This window comes from Pseudofrankia coriaricola (assembly GCF_032027725.1).
Lineage (GTDB): Bacteria > Actinomycetota > Actinomycetes > Frankiales > Frankiaceae > Pseudofrankia.
Map to the genome: position 1 here is coordinate 15989 of NZ_JASNFO010000127.1, position 16869 is coordinate 32857.

Genomic DNA, 16869 nt, shown 5'->3' on the forward strand with positions numbered 1-16869 from the left:
CGAGGGCTCAGGGACGAGGGGAAGGCATCCTATATGATAAATGACGTCGCGCTGGCTGGTCACACGCTTCTGATGTCAGGGGGAAGCCGCGGAATTGGCTTGGCGATCGCCATTCAGGCCGCGCGGGAGGGCGCGAACGTCGCCCTGATCGCAAAGACCGACCTGCCGGACCCCCGTCTCCCGGGCACGATCCACTCCGCGGCCGAGGCGATTGAGGCAGCCGGCGCGCAGGTGCTGCCCATCGTCGGTGACATCCGGGACTGGGACACCGTCGATCGGGCTGTCGCACAGACCGTCGGCCGGTTCGGTTCACTCGATATCGTGGTGAACAACGCATCGGCGATCGATCTGCACGGCATCGGCCAGCTCACCCCGAAGCGCAGGGCCCCGGCAAGTTTGCTGATGTGCAGGTGGTCGGTGCTGCCTGGGGTTTCTGGTGGGGCTGTGTAGCGAGAGGCTGTCGTGCAGCCGGGGGCTTCGTGGGCGCGGGCACGACACCTGGAGATCATGGAGGTTCCTACGCCATGATGATCGACCCGAGGTGCCATGCCCGCCGCACCAGTATCACCGCCTGCCCCTGCTCTCGATCAGCTGGCTGCCGCCGTCACCGGCGGCCACCACCGGCCGCCGTCGGCGTCGAGCCTGCGGCCCGCTCCCGGACCCGCGGAAACCCCGAGGCAGGCGACACAGCCTGGCCGTCGTGCTGACCCTGGCGACCTGTGCGGTGCTCGCCGGCGCGCGGTCGTTCACCGCGATCGGCGAATGGTCCGCCGACGTTGGTCAGACGGTCGCTGACCTGCTCGGCATCGTCCGGGTGCCCGACGAGTCGACGTTTCGCCGGGTGTTCGCCGCGCTGGACGCCGACGCGCTGGACACGGCGCTGGGAGCGTGGGCCGCCGCCGCGACCACCCCGCCGGCCGGGACGCGGCGGCGGGTCGAGGTCGACGGCAAGACCCTGCGCGGTTCCGGCACGGGCGATGTCCCGGGTCGGCACCTGCTCGCCGCACTCGACCACGTCACCGGCGTCGTGCTCGGCCAGGTCGCGGTGGACGCGACGTCGAACGAGATCCCGGCGCTGCCCGTCCTGCTCGCCGACCTCGACCTGACCGACGTGGTCATCACCGCGGATGCGCTGCACACCCAGAAGGAGACCGCGCGCTGGCTGGTCAGCCACGGGGCGCACTACGTGCTCACGGTCAAGGCCAACCAGCCCACGCTGTGTTCCCAGCTCGCGGCCCTGCCCTGGCGCCGGGTGAAGACCACCGCGCGCACCGTCGAGCGCGGCCACGGCCGCCTCGAGCGGCCCACCGTGAAGGCCAGCGAGGTCCGCGCCGGGCTGCGCTTCCCGCACGCCGTGCAGGCGGTCCAGGCCACCCGCCGCCGCCAGCCGCTCGCCGGCGGGCCGGCCGAGACCGAGGTCGTCTACCTGGTCACCAGCCTGCCGACACATCAGGCCAGCCCGACCCTGCTCGCCGTGTTCGCCCGCGACCGCTGGTTGGTGGAGAACCGGCTGCACTGTTGAGTCGGGCCGGGGCGCGGTGCCGGAATTGCTCCCGGTCCGTTTCCCCAGGCCGCTCTCCGAGTCGGGTAGGCCGCCGGCGAGGTGCCCTGGTTGGGTCCTTTTCCGTCGGCCCCCGCCGAACCCTCCGGGCGGCGTTAACCGCAACGGGCTCTCCAGTGGTTATGCCGTGGGTTGCGTGGTAGGTCGTCCGGCGTGGATGGCTTCGTGGCATGGCCGGCAGGTGACGAGTGTCTTGCGCCGTCGCATGGCCATGAGCCAATGCCGTGAAGCTTAGTTTGATCTTTCCGGGATGTGGTCATGCTGCGCGTGGGGCGAGCGGGTGGAGCCGGATCGTTGGCGGGCCTGGATGGCGGGTCGAGGCGGGTTCGCCGGGTTTCTTGACGCGGTAGCTGTTGTGGCGGGGGCGTTTGATGGCGCGGGGGCAGGTGCGGTGGCGCCGTGGCGGGTTGAGCGTGCGGGTGATCTCGGCGTGGAACCGGGGTAGCTGGGTGTGCCAGTCGTCAGGGGGGAATGTCCGCCGTCCCGGTGGCGGAACGGCGGACGAGGCGCAGGGTTCGGGCGAAGCCGACCCGGTCGGGGTCGACGTCGGCGGCCTCGGCTGCCTGGGCGATCAGGGCGGTGAGCGCGTACTGGACGGTCAGCCAGGCCCACATCTCCTGGACGGCCAGGTCCGGGAGCCGGGAGCGCAGCACCCTGCCGGGGCCGCGGAGATGGGTCTTGAGCTGGTCGTTCGCGGTCTCCTCCTCCCAGCGCTCGTTGTAGCCGGCGGCGATCTCGTCGGCCCGGGCGTCACGTGGGTCGAGGATCGTGGTCAGCACGACGACCAGTTCGCCGGTCCCGTTGCCGGCCCGGTCGGGGATGTCGTACTCGACGACCCGGGCCAGGTGGGCCTCGTCCGGGTCGAGGTCGGCGCCGGCCTTCGCGGCGGTGAGCAGCGCGGACCGCCGCCGGCTGCCCGTGACCTCCGGGTTGATCAGCACGGTCAGGAACGTGCCGTCGGACAGGACCTCCACGACCGGCAGTCCCAGCCCGGTCGGGGCCCGCCAGATCAGGTCGCCGCCGGTGCCGGCCGCCAGTCCCCAGTTGTCGAACGAGTAGAACCCCCGGTCGGCGGTCAGCACCTCGTCCCGCCGAAGCCTCATCAGCAGCCGGCGGGCCAGGGCCTTCTCGCTGGTCGTCCACCCGCCGACCTCGGCGGCCCTAAACGCGTGCGTGCCGCACTCCGCCAACGCGACGACCCGGATCTTCGGAAAGGCCGACCGCTTCTCACCCGACCCGGCGTAGCCGAACTCGGCGGCGTTCTCCGCGGTGTCGGGCACGTCGACCTCGAACCCGTCGACCGCGAGCAGCAACCGGCCCCGCAGCCACGCCCCCCGCGTGGACAGCGTCGCGACCGGGCCCGCGACCCGCTCGAACACCTCGGCCATCACCGCCCGGCCCAGCCGCTTACACGCCTGGGTGATCCCGCTCGCACTCGGCGGCGCCCACGCCGCGTCCCAGCAGCCGAACCGGTCCAGCGACCCGGTGACCTTCGCCGCGACCTCGGCGTAGTCGTCGTCCGGGAACAGGCACATCCCCAACGTCAGATACGACGTCACGTGCGGCGGGAGCTTCCCGCCCCTGCGCCGCTCGCCGACCCCACAGACCGCGACCGCCTCGTCCACCGCGTCGCGCGGGACCGCCGTCACCAGCACCCCGACCGACACCTGGTCCGGGGACACCATCGAAGCCACGAACCGTGACCAAACCACCCACCAGCACAGATGCCACGCCGCCACGCCGTACCAACCCACCGGCCAGGAACAGCGGAAGATCAGCAATCCAAGATCGACTTAAGCTTCACGGCATTGGGCCATGAGCCGGACCCACGTCGGCTTCTCGCGTCGTCCTGGTTTGTCGAGGTCCGCGAGGTGGCGGATGTGGTGGACTTCCACCTGGTCCGTTGACCCGCATATCTCGCACGCGCCCGCGAGGAGCCGGTGAATCAGCTCGTTTCCGCGGGTTGTAGCCAGGACGGGCTTGTGATCTTCGAGGGTTGCCGTGGGCTGGCGGTGTAGCGGTATGCCGCCGAATCGTGCGACCAGTGGTTTCCTTGTGTCGCTGCGCGGGACGGTGCCCTTGAGCGCTGCGCATAACACGCCGACGATCTTTGATCGGCGGTTCGGTATAGAGCCGGGCCGGTCTGATCGGAGGTCGGCGTAATGGTTGTCTTATCCGATTTGGTGCCGAGTCTGGACGCCGAGTTGCAGCGTCTGGGCTACAAGGACTCGACGATGGTCTGGTACCGGGGTTGCTGGCGCCGTCTGCAGCGCTACTTCGCCGGCCGTGGCGTCGTGGAGTTCTCCCTGGACGTGGCGATGAGCTGGGTCGACGAGACGTGTGGGTTCTTCGTGAAGGAGCGTGCGGGCTCGCTCAAGGAGAACGACGTCTACCTGTTCCGGGTCGCGTCGATGCTCGATTCCTACGCGGTGCACGGGGCGGTGCTGCGCCGCTACACGAGGTCCGTCGACAGGTTGACCGCGGACGAGGCCAGGGTGCTTGCCCGGTTCACGGCGTCGCTGCGGGCCGCGGGGCAGGCACCTTCGACAGTGCGGACCTATACGACGCTGGCCGGGGAGTTCGTCGCGTTCGTGGGCACCCGGGGCGGGTTGCCGCGTCTGGATGCCCGGGTTCTCGACGCGTTCGTCGCGACGCTGGCGGGCTACCAGTACAAGACCGTCGAGCAGAAGATGTGCGCGGTGCGCTCGTTCCTGCGGTTCGCGTCCGCCGGCGGCCTCGTCGAGCCTGCCATCCTCGATGTGGTCCCGTCGGTGCGCTCGAGCAGGCAGGCCAGGGTCCCGGCGGTGTGGGCTCCCGGCGAGGTCGCCCGGATCCTGGCCGCGATCGACCGGGGCAACCCGTGTGGGAAACGCGACTACGCGATGATCCTGCTGATCGCCGCGCTCGGGCTGCGCAGCATCGACGTCAAACGGCTGCGGTTCGCCGACATTGACTGGCGGGCCAACCGGCTCACCGTGGTCCAGGCCAAGACCGGCCAGCGCATCGAGCTCCCGCTGCTCAAGGACGCCGGCTGGGCGGTGATCGACTACATCCGGCACGGTCGGCCGGCCTGCGACGCCCCGGAGGTGTTCATCCGGCACACCGCCCCGATCGGCTCGTTCTCCGACCAGGACCACCTCCACCAGATCCTGGTCAAGTACGCCCGGATCGCGCACGTGCCGGTGAGCGAACAGCGCCGGCACGGCATGCACTCGTTGCGTCACACGCTGGCGACGACGTTGAGGCAGGTCACCGTCCCGCGCAGCGACGGAAGGAAACCACTGGTCGCACGATTCGGCGGCATACCGCTACACCGCCAGCCCACGGCAACCCTCGAAGATCACAAGCCCGTCCTGGCTACAACCCGCGGAAACGAGCTGATTCACCGGCTCCTCGCGGGCGCGTGCGAGATATGCGGGTCAACGGACCAGGTGGAAGTCCACCACATCCGCCACCTCGCGGACCTCGACAAACCAGGACGACGCGAGAAGCCGACGTGGGTCCGGCTCATGGCCATGCGACGGCGCAAGACACTCGTCACCTGCCGGCCATGCCACGAAGCCATCCACGCCGGACGACCTACCACGCAACCCACGGCATAACCACTGGAGAGCCCGTTGCGGTTAACGCCGCCCGGCGGGTTCGGCGGGGGCCGACGGAAAAGGACCCAACCAGGGCACCTCGCCGGCGGCCTACCCGACTCGGAGGGGGGCCGTCGGAAAATGACCAGGTCAACTGGCACCTCGTCGGCGGCCTACCCTACGTCACGCTGCGATTCTGTGGGGGCCCGGGGGCGAGATCCCCCCGGGCTACCCGGCTCTCAATACCTGGCGTGTCCATGGGGACAACGATCATGCTGTGTGTGGAATGACGCCGGCCGCTGCGGCCGCGGCGGTGTCAGCGGCGGCGTCAGGCCATATACCCAACGCTCGCGCGTTCGCCATCGAGCGCACGCCTATTCTGGATGATGCGCGCGCGGCCCGAGATGTTCGCGAACTTCATATGCATACCTCGATCACGCGCTACGGCGGCCACGAATAGCGATCGAGACGGCGACCGCGATCAGAAGCGCTAGCCCGTTGAACAGCGGCTCCACCCAGGATTGGGCACCGGCAAGCGTTAGGCCGTTCACGACGACGGCCCCAAAGTATACCGCGATGACCGTGCCGAGGGGGTTGAAACGGCCCGGCTGGATGCACGTCGAGCCGAGGAAGACCGACGACAACGCGACGAGCATGTAGCCCGGACCGGTCTGGGGAGTCACACTGCCATTTTGTGCGGCGATCAGCAGGCCGGCCAACCCGCCACCCAACCCGGTGATGGCAAGCGCCAGGAGGCTGAGCCGATTGACGTCGAGACCGACCAGATGCGCTGCTCTCCAGTTACTGCCGAGGCTCTGAAAGTATCTACCCATCGGCGTGTGGTCCATCAGAAAGTAGACAACGGCCGCCACCGCGGCGAGATACCACACGACTTTTGGCACGCCAAGCCAGGATCCCAAGACCGCATTAGTGACCGAACGACTGAACGGGACGGCGATGGTCGCCGAATCGCTGTACCAGGCGACGAACGCCCCGATGACGGTCGACGTCCCGATCGTGGCGATGAGGGAGTTGATCCGGAGATATGCGACGAGACCGCCGTTCACCGTTCCGATAACAAGCCCCGTCAGCAGTGCCACCGCTAGTACGGCCGGGGTAGGCCAGCCAGCCCGAACCGCGCCGGCCGCAGCCATCGCGGAAGCGCCAATATTGGCCCCAATCGAGAGGTCGTACTGGCCCGCCGATATCGAGGGGATCACGGCAAGTGCCGCTATCCCGATCACCACTTGGTTGGCCAACAGCGTGCGCAGATTCGCGCCGGTGAGGAACGATCCGCCAGTTTGCGGGAGGACGCTGAAGACCACTATCAGCGCCACCAACAGCCCGGGCAGCACAAGACGCTCGGCGGCGGAGGCCCACGGCATTGCGCCGAACCGGCGACTGTCAGCGTCAACGGCCGGTTCGGCCGGCAGTGAAGGCGCCGCGGACTCCTTCACCTCGGCTACCTCGATCCGTTTGGTGATATCGGTCATCGTGCCGGCTCCAAGACTTCGGTGGCGTCGTAAACGGCCCTCGTAATGGTCGAAGCGCTGACGTCAGGGCCTGCCAGTTCCCGGACTATGCGACCGTTGCCCATCACGACGACGCGGTCGCAGCGCCGCGCGAGTTCGTCGTAGTCGGAGCTGGTAGTGAGGATCGCCAGGTCGTCACAGCGAACCCGCGTGCGCAGAAGCTCCCAGATCTCTTCCCGCGCACCAACGTCTACCCCACGGGTCGGGTCCTCGAGGAGCAGCAGCCGCGGCTTGCGGGCCTCCCATCGAGCCAGCAGTACCTTCTGCTGGTTCCCACCCGACAACGCGCGGATCGGGAGTTGAAGGTCCAACGGTCGTACCCGGTAGGAATGCAGGTGCCCCCGCGCCGCTCGACGCTCCCGCCGATGATGGATCCTCCACACACCTGATGCGCGCGTCGATGCCGCCGTAGCATTGTTCAGGATCGGGAGATCCCCGAAGACACCGTCACGGAGCCGGTCCGCGGGAATGAACGCCACACCCTCTCGCATGGCCTGGGCAGGGCGACGGGGACGGTATTCCTTGCCGTCGAGCAGCGCGGTTCCGGCCAGTGGCAGGAGGCCAAACAGCGCCGGCGAGATCTCCTCGTAGCCCGAGCCGGGAAGCCCCGCCAAGCCGACTACCTCACCGCGGCGAACGACGAGCGAATCAGGCACGGTGTGCCTTGCCCGGGCCCAGGAGAGGTCCAACAGGACACCTGCGGAATCACCCGGACCCTCCCGCTCCGGACCCGGCCATCCGGCCGCGACCGCCGCGCCGGCGATATGCCGGACCAGCGTCGGCCTGTCAAGATCCATCCGCGGACCGCCGTACACGATTCGGCCGTCTCGAAGGACCGTTACCCGATCGGCCACATCCAGGATGTCATCGATGTGGTGGGTCACGAGAATGACGGCATGATCGGCGGCAGTGAGCGTTCGGAGCATAGCAAGCAGGCGAGCACTGTCGCGGCCAGCTAGTGCCGCGGTCGGTTCATCGAGAACGATGCACGCCGACGTGTCCGAGTCGACATCCTGTAGGGCACGGGTGACCGCGACCATGGTGTGCTCAGCGATGCTCAGTCCGCCGACCCTTGCACGGGGATCCACCTCGACACCCAACCGGTGGAGTGCACGCCGCGTCCGTTCGTGCGCCTGCGGCCAATGCACCCGGCCGGCGAACCTCGCGCCGTAGCCAGGCCCGATGCACAGGTTGTCGGTCACCGTCAAGTCGTCGAATAGCCCTAGATCCTGATGCACGAACCGCAGGTGCGCCCGTCGCGCCGCGTGCGCGGACCAATGTTCGGCACCGACCCGGCCAGCTGCGGTCACGATGTGCCCGCCGGGGTCGGCGGGCACCACCCCGGCGAGCAGCTTGATAAGGGTCGACTTCCCGGAGCCGTTCCCACCGACCAAGGCGTGAACTTTCCCGCGTTCCACGCCGAGACTGACGTCCGAGAGCACCCGTGTCCGACTGTAGGTCTTCGAAATGCCCTCGACAGCGACCAGTGTTCGGTCGAGCAAATCAGTTGGCCGAGGCATGGGCTAGTTCACACCCCAGATCCTGAGGAAGTTGGCCTCGTAGTCCTGGCGCGGAAGGCCCTTGGCATCTACGTTGCCGTCGTAGAACGTCGTGACGGCCGGGAGGTTGTGGGTGGCATCGATGGCCTGCAACCCCATTCCCTCGTCAACCAGGGGCGAATTGTTGAAGATTCGGTTCAATTCATCAATTGTCTGCCAGCCGACCCACCGGGTCGGGAAACCGGTGGCCAGACTCTGCGGCCCGCCGCTACTGATCTCCTTGATGTTCGCCGAAAGGCCCTCATAGCCCGCGATGAGGACGGGCCTGCCCGCTTGGGTTACACCCGGGCCAATCCCCACGGATACCTGGAAGTCGGTCACGACGGTCACGACGTCGATTGACGGATCCTTGGTCAACGCGGCAGCGGTCTTGCCGCGTAGGTTGCCGTTCAGAGAGTCGGCAGTGTTGAACGAGAACTTGGTGGCCGTGCACTGAGGGCATCCCTCCGCGAGGGCGTTCTGCATTGCGGCCGTAAGGGTTTTACCGAAGAGGGTGTCTGAGTAGTCGGAGATGAGAACGTGCGCCTCCGGGCCTACCTGATCGACGATCCAGTCGACGGTGACGGGATACCGGACGTTTGCGATGTACTCGCTGTATTGCGAACGTTCTGGATCAGACGCCGCCCATGCATCGAACAGCTTAGGTCCGGTCTGCCCCGCCTCGTTGCAGTCCATCGAGAAGGTACCGTAGATAGGGATTTGCGCCTGCTTAGCCTGCTCAAGCGCCCCCCGGACGGCTTGGCAGTCGACGGCAACGAGGACTATCGCGTCCGCATCGTTGGCGATCGCGGATCGGATCCCATTGTTCTGTACCGTTGGGTCGCCCTGGCCGTCAAAGATCTTGACCTCCCAACCGATGCGCCCGCCCGCCTCCGCGACTGCTTTGGACGGGGCCGCGCAACCCTCCCCTGCCATGGCGCAGGCGATCACCCAAACGTTCTTTCCAGGCTGCGGCTTTGGCCCAGAGCTGGGTAAAGCTCGATCCGTTCCCGCGTACGCCAGAGCGAGTCCCTTCTTGGCCTCCGAGAGAACAGCTTCCGTTGATTGCGTGCCCGAAGTAGCCCCGCCCCCACTTGACCCGGGGCTACTACCGCTGCTACACGCCGCGAAAACCGGGGCGACTATTGCAGCCGCAACAACCCCGACGACAGCCTTGCTCCAACGCATAACCAGCTCCGTGTGAGATCCCCGGGCCACTCCCGAGTGACCTCCGCGACACTAGTGGCAACAGATTCGATTGTCAAGACAAGAATCGAGTCATCGGCGCAGAATCCTCGCTGGCTTACCAGGGTGTTTGGGTAACCCGCAGCCGGTGAACCACGACGCGGTGTCCGACCAACGGTGCAACCGTCCATGATCCGTTAGTTGGTGCTGCTGGGGCGATACGGCCAGCGAAGTTGATCGCGAAGGCATTGAGGGCGGACTCCCAGCGGATCGCCCGGCGATCTTCGCTGACCAACTCGAGCAGTGGGTCAGCGACGCCGAAGTCGCCGAGATCCCGTTCACCGCGTCCTTCGGGCGCACCGAGATCGACCGCGATGCCGGCGGCGGCCGGTCCGCGGGGCGGTACCGCCGCGAGGGCAGCCCGGTGCACTGGCGCCGGGCCACGCGAGCTTCGCCCTACGCGGTGGACGGCTCGGCCACCGGCACCCGCTCGCGCCGAGACCGCCTGATCGTGGCGGCGGCACCACTGTCGTGGACAGTCAGCGCGATCACGGCAGCCGCGAGGGCGAGGCCGGCCGCCACGAGGAACGCCACGTGGTAGGCGTGCACATCACTGCGGGGCGCATGCCGGCCGCCGGCGCTGGTCAGCACCGCGACGCCGACTGCGCCACCGAGCTGTCGCAGCGCGTTGAAGATCGTCGAGGGCGGCCGAGGCCGGCCGACGACACGCGGGCGAGAGCCGCCGTCTGCGCGGGAACAAAGCTGTGGGCAATCGCGAAGCCCACCAGGAACAGCAGGACGCGCATCGTCCACAGGTCCGACCGGCCGTCGATGCGGGTCATGAGGATCATCACTGTGGCGAGGGTGGCGAGGCCGCCGGCCATCAGCCGGCGCGGCCCGAACCGCGGGTACAGCACATGCGCGGTGAGCTGCGCACCGCCCATCACGCCGATCGCTTCGGGGAACGTCGACAGGCCGCTGTTCAGGCCGCTGAGCCCGAGGCCGTCCTGGAAGACCAGCGCGACAAGGTAGAGCAGGCCAAGGAAGGCGGCGGTCGACAAGAAGCTCCCGGCGGTCGCCGACCGGAACAGGCGGTCGCCCAACAGGCGCAGGCTGAGCGGGTAAGCATTCACGTGGCTTCTTGATCTTGCTGTGAGTAGCTGGCGGGCGAGCCGGGTGTGGATGTTGTTCGGTGGGGCTGGGTGTCACGCGCGGCGGGCGGGTGGTGGTGTGGTGATCTGGGTGGGTGCCGCCGGAGGAGATGTCGCGCGAGGAGCTGTTGGGGCTGGTCGCGGCGCAGGCGGGGCTGGTTGAGGAGTTGCGTGCCGGGCTCGCCGAGCGCGACCGGCGGCTGGCTGAGCAGGGCCGGCGGATCGAGGAGTTGGTGGCCGAGGTCGACCGGTTGAAGCGGGCGAGCTCGCGGAACTCGGGGAACTCGTCGTTGCCCCCGTCCTCGGACGGGGTGTTGCCGGGGCGGGCGGCGCCGAACCGGGCGGCGCGGCGCGCCGCCAGTGGTGGGAAGAAGAAACGCGGCAAGCAGCAGAGTGAGGACGGGCGCACGCTGGCCTGGTCGGAGGACCCCGACGAGCGGGTCGAGCACCGGCCGGTCGGGGCATGTGGGTGCGGGCGGGACCTCGCGGACGCGGCGCTGGGGTGGCCCGCTCACATCAGGTCACCGATCTGATGCCGGCGGCGGTGCGGGTCACCCAGCACGACCTGTGCCGGGCCCGGTGTGTCTGCGGGAAGGTCCACGTCGCCGGCCAGCCCGAGCAGGTGTCACAGGCGGCGGTGTCCTACGGGCCGGTGCTGCGGGGCTGGGGGCTCTACCTGCTGGTGCGCCAGCACCTGCCGGTCGAGCGGGCGGCGGAGCTACTGCGGGAGCTGACCGGGCGGGTGCTCTCGACGGGCTGAGCGCACAGCCTGCTGGCGACCGGCGCGAAGGCGGTCGCCAGCACGGTCGCCGTGATCCGGGACCGGATCGCCGGGGCGGGTGTGATCGGCTGTGACGAGACCACGATCGCCGCCGGCCCCGCCGGCCAGAAGTGTTACATCCTCTCGGCGTCCACGGAGCGGTTCGCCGCGTTCTGGCTCGGGGGCCGTGACCTGGGCAGCTTCACCGACTTCGGGATCCTGTCGGCCTGCGCGGACGGGACCGTCGTGGTCCACGACCGGTACCGCAACTACGACTGCGTCGTGTTCGTGACGATCAGCGGGCACCAGCTCTGCGCGGCCCACCTACTTCGTGATCTAGAAGACGTCCGGGAGTCCTACCCGGGCGAGGTGTGGCCCGCCCAGGCCCAGCGCGCGCTACGTGGCCTGATCCACGCCTGGCACCGGGCCCGCGACGCCGGCCTGACGGCGATCCCGTTCACGACCGTCGTGGCGCTGGTCACCGAGTTCCGCGACGCCGTCAAGGTCGGCCTGGCGAAGGTCCCGCGGGCGGCGATGGGCAGGCAGCCGCCCGCCCGCAACCTGCTCGAATGCCTGCGCGACCGCGAGCCCGACGTGCTTCGCTTCGTCGGTGACCTGCGGGTCTGGCCCACGAACAACATCAGTGAGAGGGACCTGAGGCCCTGGCGGACGCAGGAGAACATCTCCGGTCGTCTGACGTCCGAGTACGCCACCCGCGACCGGCTCGCCGTCTACAGCTATCTTGTCAGCGTCCGCAAACACGGCGAGAGCGAACTGAAAGCCATGGTCGACGCCTTCCGCGGCAGGCCCTGGACGCCCCCGGCCGCCGTCCCGACCTGACCTGGCCGGGCCCCCACGCCCACATCCGCCGCGCCGGCCCTGCCGACACGGCCCACAGTCATGCCCACCCACGTCACAGCAAGTAAGACGATCAAGCCACGTGAATGTTTACGGCACAGTGTACTCGATGACGCGGACCGGTATTGCCGAGCTGTCGGGAACGTCGCGGCCGGCGCGGGCGTCGGAAATCAGCTGGGCGCGTTTCTTTGCGCCAATGGTGGGGTCGATGAGAACGGAGAGGTAGGACCCGTCTGGCAGCGGCCGGATGACCGGGAGCGTGAGGTTGGACTTTGACGCACCAGACCAGGTCCGCGCCGGTTTCGAGGGCCTGTTGCCACAGGTCGTGGCTGTAGAAGCCGCGGTCGGCGGTCAGCAGCATTCCGGGTTCGCAGGCGTCAAGCAGGGGGCGGCAAGTTTCCTTTCGTCGCCGTTGCAGGGGCCGAGGGTGGCCGCGACGATCGCGTGGGTTCCGCATTCCGCAAGCGCGACGACCTGGGCCTGGGGCTGGGCCGACGGCTTCGGCCCGGTGGTGGACCGACCGAACCTCTCGGCGTTCTCGGGGGTGTCCTCGAGATCGAGGTAGAAGCCGTCGACCGCCATGATTCGGCGGGAACGCAGCCCGACCCCTTTCGTGCCGAGCCCGGCCATCGGAACGGCGACCTGTTCGAACAGTTCCCTGAGGGGATCGGGGCCGAGCCGTACCCGGGCCTGCGAGATCGCCCCGGTGGTCGGGACCTTCCAGTCGCCTTCCGGGAGCCCAGCCATTTCAGGGCTCCGACGACCTTGCGCATGACTTCTTCGTAGTCGTCGTCGAAGAACAGGCACATCGCCATCGTGAAGTATACGACGACCCGCGCGGGCAGCAGCCGGGTCCGTTTCTCGGTCTTTTTCGTCTCGACGAGGACCTCGTCCACGATGTCGCGGGGGACAACGCGTGCGAGTACCCCGAGGGAGATTCGGTCGGTCAGGCGTTCGTCCGCGACCGCCGGCAGTTCGAGGGTTTCGGAAAGGCGCGCCACGGCGAGATCGTATCGCCGTGCCCGCCAGCACCCGGCGCTGCCTCGTCCAGGCCGGCGTTTAGATCGGCCAACATCGACGTCGAAGACTTGAGCTACAGATGATCATCCGTTGGCGTGTCAACGTTGACCACGACACCACCGCCCAAACTGACCGGCATTGCCCCATGACCCAGCATGCCCGCACACGCGGCGCCCAAAAGCCGTCGCTGCCGCTCGTCGGCAATCGAAAAGAACTCTTCGAACATCGAAGCCATGGCTGCCTCGGTCACGACAAACTCTCGTATACGACAAAAACTACACACCTAATATCGACCACAACCCAAAGAAACAACAGAAAACTGTCAACAAAGTTACATGGGTGTCGTTCTTGCCCAGCCTTTTCGACCGCCACGACAGGTCATTAGTTTGTTGACGGGGCCTTAGCGGTAGAGCGGGCTGAATTGAAGATCGAGCGGCCCACCGATAACGACGACGCCGTCGGAGGCAAGCGCTCGGATCTGTTCGGGGGAGTAGCCGATCTGGCCTAGGAGAGCCTCGGTGTGCTGGCCGAGGCCCGGGGCGTCGGGATTGGGCAGCGGGGGCGTTCGCGAGAATCTAGCGAGCTGGTCCGGCTGGGTATAGGCAACACCTGATCTGGTGACGCGGTGCCGCATCAGGCCGTGATCGTGGAGGTACTCGTCTGCGCAAACCTCGTTAGGCGTGCGGGCCGGGACGGCGGGCACGCCGTTGGCCGCGCACCATTCCAGCGCCGCCACGGTCGAGCGGGTGGTGAATGTGGCAACCGCGTCGAGGTCAACGTCGCCGGGTACTTGCACTCGCACGTATCCGTCGGTCGTTGGATAGAAGCGGTTTGCGGCTGACGGGCCGGGAAAGTCCTCGCCGCCGAGACTGAGCGGTGGTCGGCCGCGGTAGGTGGTCAGGTCGGTCAGTTGCACGAAGGCCGAGGTGGCGGCAAGCGAGGTTGACAGCTGGTGCACGACGCCGAACCGGCACCGATCAAGCAGGCCGAGGACCACGGCTAGCGCGCCCGACGACCGCGGTGGTGTGGTCGTTTACCGGAAGGGACACCACGACCGGCTCGTCGCGGCCGCCCTGCGCCGTCATGATTCCTGCCGCCGCCTGCAGCACCGTGTCGTAACCCGGTTTCTCGGCCGCCGGGCCGGCCGCACCGTAGGCGGTGACGTCGACACTGATGAGCGACGGATTGAGGCTGGCCAGGCGTTTGGCGCCGAGTCCGAGCCGATCCATCACGCCGAGCCGGAAGTTGTTCATGACGACGTCGGTGCCGCGGAGGACATCATCGAACGTCGCTCGCCCCGCGGCGGCGCTCAGATCGATCGCTAGGCTCCGGGTACCGCGGTTGTACACGAAGCCGTTCATCCGCCACGGATCGCCGTCCGGCGGCTCCACCTTGATCACGTCTGCCCCGAGCTCGGCCAGCAGCGCGGCGGCGAAGGGGCCGGCGACGAAGGTGCCAAGCGAGGCGATTCTAAGCCCGTCCAGCGGGCCGCGGCCGACGGGCGGGGTCACCGCGCCCGGGGTGCTCAGGTGTGTTCCATGCGAGGCGATAGGGATGCCGGGCATGCGCACCCGACCCACTTCGGGATGATCGATATCGCGAACCATCCCGATGGCGGCCGAGCTGGGTGCCGGAAAACCAGCTCTCGCGAGTTTCGAGAATCGTCGCGGGGACGTCGGCCGCTTCGAGGACGTCGACGCAGTCGGCCGCTGGCTTCGCGGCGAAGTACTCGGTGAGATGGTTGATCACCCACTCGCGGTTGTTCGCACTCCACAGCGCCTCCAGCCGGCCACCGATACGCGGGTCATCCAGCAGATGCAGCGACCCGGTCGCCGCCAGCGCGGCCCGGATGAACTTCGGACCGAGCGCGCCAACGAAGACCCACCGGCCGTCGGCGGCGCGGTACCGCGTGTAGAGCGGATTGAGGCCGCCCGGGCCGACGGCCCGCGAGGGTTCGGCGATGCCGACTTCGCGCGCGTAGAGAAAGCGCATGAAGATGTTCGCGGCGTGGACCCCGCTCACCTCGACGCTTTGGCCGCGTCCGGACGATTCACGTTCAATCAGGGCAGCGACGGTGCACGTCGCGGCCCACAAGGCGTGCACGATGGTGACGTAGGGGTAGATGAGGTCGATGGGACGGCCCGAATACGATGCCTGGAAGGCGGCGAAACCGCCGTACGCATGGAGCAGCTCGGCCGATTCCCCGCCGCCCGCCCAAGGCGTCAGGTCTCCGGTATAGGGCGGTGTGAGGGTCACGATCATCCCGTCGTGCGCCCCGGCGGGGACGCCGTTCGGCTCGTCCACGAAGCAGATGTCGATTCCGGCGAGAGCCTCCTCCGCCACGCGGGGCCGCTCGTCCGCGGGCACGCAACGTACTAATTTTCGGTGGTCGGCAAACACGAATTGAGGCGAGACCTCGACGCCGTCTTTGGACTCAATCCGCACCACCTCGGCCCCGAACTCGGCCAACAACCCGCTGGCCAAACGCCCGGCAAGACCAGTGGCGAGATCGAGAACACGAAGGCCCTGAAGCGTCTGCACCCTGCACCTTCTTCCGTGAGAGGTCGATTGACTGGCGGACTGGGGTCGAGCACCGTCCCCGGCCGAGGACGTAAAATATTGGAATGACGCTCTAGTATTGCGGCCGTTCCGAGTCTGCGTCAACCGGCAAATTTGGCTCGTCTGACCGTCCGTGGGTGTCGTGACCTCGGGTCGGTGAGCCACACGTCGTTCCCGCCTAGCACGGCAGCCGTCGTTTTGTGATCAATTGGGTTCGGTGGGCTGCTGGTGGGTGGCCGGGTCGGCCTGGCCATGCGTCGGTCCCGAACGCGAGGCGGCCACCGAGTGATCGTCGCTGGTTTGTGAGGACTCAGAAAGGTCTACCGGTGGCCGCGGGCCCCAGCGTAGACAGTGATCGTTTGCAGGGTGAGCTCGAGTCCTGCTCGGCCGGGTCGGCGGCCGGTTCGCCGAGTGGAGACCCGTCGCCGAGTCGGGTCGTTCCTGCTTGGGCTGGTGGCGGGGCTGGCGAGGACGAACTGTTGGACGCTGGCGGAGCACGCCGACGAGGCGACGCCGGACGGGATGCAACGGCTCCTGGGCCGGGCGGTCTGGGACGCCGACGCCGTGCGCGAGGACCTGCGTGACCATGTCGTGGAACGGCTCGGCCAGTCCGACGCCGTGCTAGACCGAAGTTGCGTGATCTTGATGAAGTCCAGCGCCCTGACCAGCACACTTGCGGCGGACCGTATTCGCTCTACTGGCTACCGTTACTGAAGGTAGTCGATCTATCGCCTGAAGGTAGTCGCGTGGTCAGCGTTTCCGCAGCATACGCCGGCATTGGCCGTGTTCGCGGTGGTCCTCGTGAACCGCAGGCCGTCACGGACCGCGATGGGAGACCGCGAGGCGCGAGCTGATCGTCTTACTGTCTACCGCTCGCCCAACGCACACCAAAGTTCCAGGTAAAGACGATATTGATCTTTGGCGATCCGTAACTTCGGGCTAGACGAGTAAGTCCTATCTCGGGTCAGTGGTCGTAGGCGATCAGGGAGCGGGTGACGGGTGCGGCGGTCTTGTTGTTGTGCCAGATCGCCGTGGCCATCGCCAGCAGGCGTTGGGCGACGCGGATCGCGACGCCCTCGAAGGTCCGCCCGCCGTGTTGTTCCAGGTCGAGCTGGCCCTTGAGG

At 67.7% G+C, this 16869-nt stretch carries 17 protein-coding genes and 3 pseudogenes; 7 read left to right on the plus strand and 13 right to left on the minus strand.

The window, feature by feature from the left end; translation table 11 throughout:
• Positions 1 to 33: 33 nt before the first annotated feature.
• Complete coding sequence (locus QOZ89_RS43140; RefSeq protein WP_312629975.1) at positions 34 to 450, plus strand: SDR family NAD(P)-dependent oxidoreductase; 417 nt, start codon at positions 34 to 36, stop codon at positions 448 to 450.
• A 250-nt stretch (positions 451 to 700) separates the two neighbouring features.
• Positions 701 to 1522 carry an ISAs1 family transposase gene (locus QOZ89_RS43145; RefSeq protein ID WP_312629977.1) on the plus strand — a complete coding sequence of 274 codons (822 nt, stop codon included), beginning with the start codon at positions 701 to 703 and terminating at the stop codon, positions 1520 to 1522.
• A 500-nt stretch (positions 1523 to 2022) separates the two neighbouring features.
• On the opposite strand, the gene QOZ89_RS43150 is transcribed toward QOZ89_RS43145, so the two are convergent.
• Complete coding sequence (locus QOZ89_RS43150; protein WP_312629979.1) at positions 2023 to 3246, minus strand: IS4 family transposase; 1224 nt, start codon at positions 3244 to 3246, stop codon at positions 2023 to 2025.
• 108 nt (positions 3247 to 3354) lie between these two features.
• A complete protein-coding gene (locus QOZ89_RS47985) occupies positions 3355 to 3660 on the minus strand; it encodes an HNH endonuclease (RefSeq protein WP_397428953.1) in 306 nt (101 codons plus the stop codon).
• Between the two features lie 63 nt (positions 3661 to 3723).
• Here QOZ89_RS47985 and QOZ89_RS43155 point away from each other — a divergent pair, with 63 nt between their 5' ends.
• Positions 3724 to 5163: a tyrosine-type recombinase/integrase gene (locus QOZ89_RS43155; protein ID WP_312629981.1), complete on the plus strand. Its 1440-nt coding sequence runs from the start codon at positions 3724 to 3726 to the stop codon at positions 5161 to 5163.
• Positions 5164 to 5576: 413 nt separating this feature from the next.
• On the opposite strand, the gene QOZ89_RS43160 is transcribed toward QOZ89_RS43155, so the two are convergent.
• The 5 genes from QOZ89_RS43160 to QOZ89_RS43180 form a co-directional block, all read right to left on the minus strand.
• Positions 5577 to 6635, minus strand: a complete 1059-nt coding sequence (locus QOZ89_RS43160; protein WP_071049487.1) for an ABC transporter permease — start codon at positions 6633 to 6635, stop codon at positions 5577 to 5579.
• Positions 6632 to 8194: a sugar ABC transporter ATP-binding protein gene (locus tag QOZ89_RS43165; protein WP_071049488.1), complete on the minus strand. Its 1563-nt coding sequence runs from the start codon at positions 8192 to 8194 to the stop codon at positions 6632 to 6634. Before QOZ89_RS43165 ends, QOZ89_RS43160 begins: the two co-directional genes overlap by 4 nt.
• A gap of 3 nt (positions 8195 to 8197) precedes the next feature.
• Positions 8198 to 9163 carry a substrate-binding domain-containing protein gene (locus QOZ89_RS43170; protein WP_071049489.1) on the minus strand — a complete coding sequence of 322 codons (966 nt, stop codon included), beginning with the start codon at positions 9161 to 9163 and terminating at the stop codon, positions 8198 to 8200.
• Between the two features lie 690 nt (positions 9164 to 9853).
• Positions 9854 to 10048, minus strand: coding sequence for a hypothetical protein (locus QOZ89_RS43175; protein WP_071049490.1), 195 nt, complete (start codon positions 10046 to 10048; stop codon positions 9854 to 9856).
• A complete protein-coding gene (locus QOZ89_RS43180) occupies positions 10042 to 10530 on the minus strand; it encodes an MFS transporter (RefSeq protein WP_071049491.1) in 489 nt (162 codons plus the stop codon). Before QOZ89_RS43180 ends, QOZ89_RS43175 begins: the two co-directional genes overlap by 7 nt.
• A 113-nt stretch (positions 10531 to 10643) precedes the next feature.
• On the opposite strand from QOZ89_RS43180, the gene QOZ89_RS43185 reads away from it, so the two are divergent.
• Genes QOZ89_RS43185 through QOZ89_RS43195 form a run of 3 tightly spaced genes read left to right on the plus strand, consistent with a single transcriptional unit; the run spans position 10644 to position 12148 of the window.
• Positions 10644 to 11081: a DUF6444 domain-containing protein gene (locus QOZ89_RS43185; RefSeq protein WP_241841810.1), complete on the plus strand. Its 438-nt coding sequence runs from the start codon at positions 10644 to 10646 to the stop codon at positions 11079 to 11081.
• Positions 11081 to 11308, plus strand: a complete 228-nt coding sequence (locus tag QOZ89_RS43190; RefSeq protein ID WP_071049493.1) for a hypothetical protein — start codon at positions 11081 to 11083, stop codon at positions 11306 to 11308. The genes QOZ89_RS43185 and QOZ89_RS43190 overlap by 1 nt, the downstream gene beginning before the upstream one ends.
• A 12-nt stretch (positions 11309 to 11320) precedes the next feature.
• Positions 11321 to 12148, plus strand: a complete 828-nt coding sequence (locus QOZ89_RS43195; RefSeq protein WP_274536542.1) for an IS66 family transposase — start codon at positions 11321 to 11323, stop codon at positions 12146 to 12148.
• Between the two features lie 111 nt (positions 12149 to 12259).
• Here the strand turns inward: QOZ89_RS43195 and QOZ89_RS43200 are convergent.
• The 5 genes and pseudogenes from QOZ89_RS43200 to QOZ89_RS43220 form a co-directional block, all read right to left on the minus strand.
• Positions 12260 to 13167: pseudogene (locus tag QOZ89_RS43200) on the minus strand (IS4 family transposase); the annotation flags it as partial.
• 92 nt (positions 13168 to 13259) lie between these two features.
• A complete protein-coding gene (locus QOZ89_RS43205) occupies positions 13260 to 13436 on the minus strand; it encodes a hypothetical protein (protein WP_157910517.1) in 177 nt (58 codons plus the stop codon).
• Between the two features lie 150 nt (positions 13437 to 13586).
• The gene (locus tag QOZ89_RS43210) at positions 13587 to 14183 is read right to left on the minus strand and encodes a CoA transferase (protein ID WP_071049495.1); all 597 of its coding nucleotides are present in this window, start codon (positions 14181 to 14183) and stop codon (positions 13587 to 13589) included.
• Positions 14164 to 14751: a CoA transferase gene (locus QOZ89_RS43215; RefSeq protein ID WP_274536543.1), complete on the minus strand. Its 588-nt coding sequence runs from the start codon at positions 14749 to 14751 to the stop codon at positions 14164 to 14166. The genes QOZ89_RS43210 and QOZ89_RS43215 overlap by 20 nt, the downstream gene beginning before the upstream one ends.
• Positions 14657 to 15727 (minus strand): CoA transferase, encoded by a 1071-nt coding sequence (locus QOZ89_RS43220; protein ID WP_312629988.1) that lies wholly within the window; start codon positions 15725 to 15727, stop codon positions 14657 to 14659. The genes QOZ89_RS43215 and QOZ89_RS43220 overlap by 95 nt, the downstream gene beginning before the upstream one ends.
• 397 nt (positions 15728 to 16124) lie before the next feature.
• Here QOZ89_RS43220 and QOZ89_RS43225 point away from each other — a divergent pair.
• Positions 16125 to 16369: pseudogene (locus QOZ89_RS43225) on the plus strand (transposase); the annotation flags it as partial.
• A 340-nt stretch (positions 16370 to 16709) separates the two neighbouring features.
• Here QOZ89_RS43225 and QOZ89_RS43230 read toward each other — a convergent pair.
• Positions 16710 to 16869, minus strand: a pseudogene (locus QOZ89_RS43230) (IS982 family transposase); the annotation flags it as partial.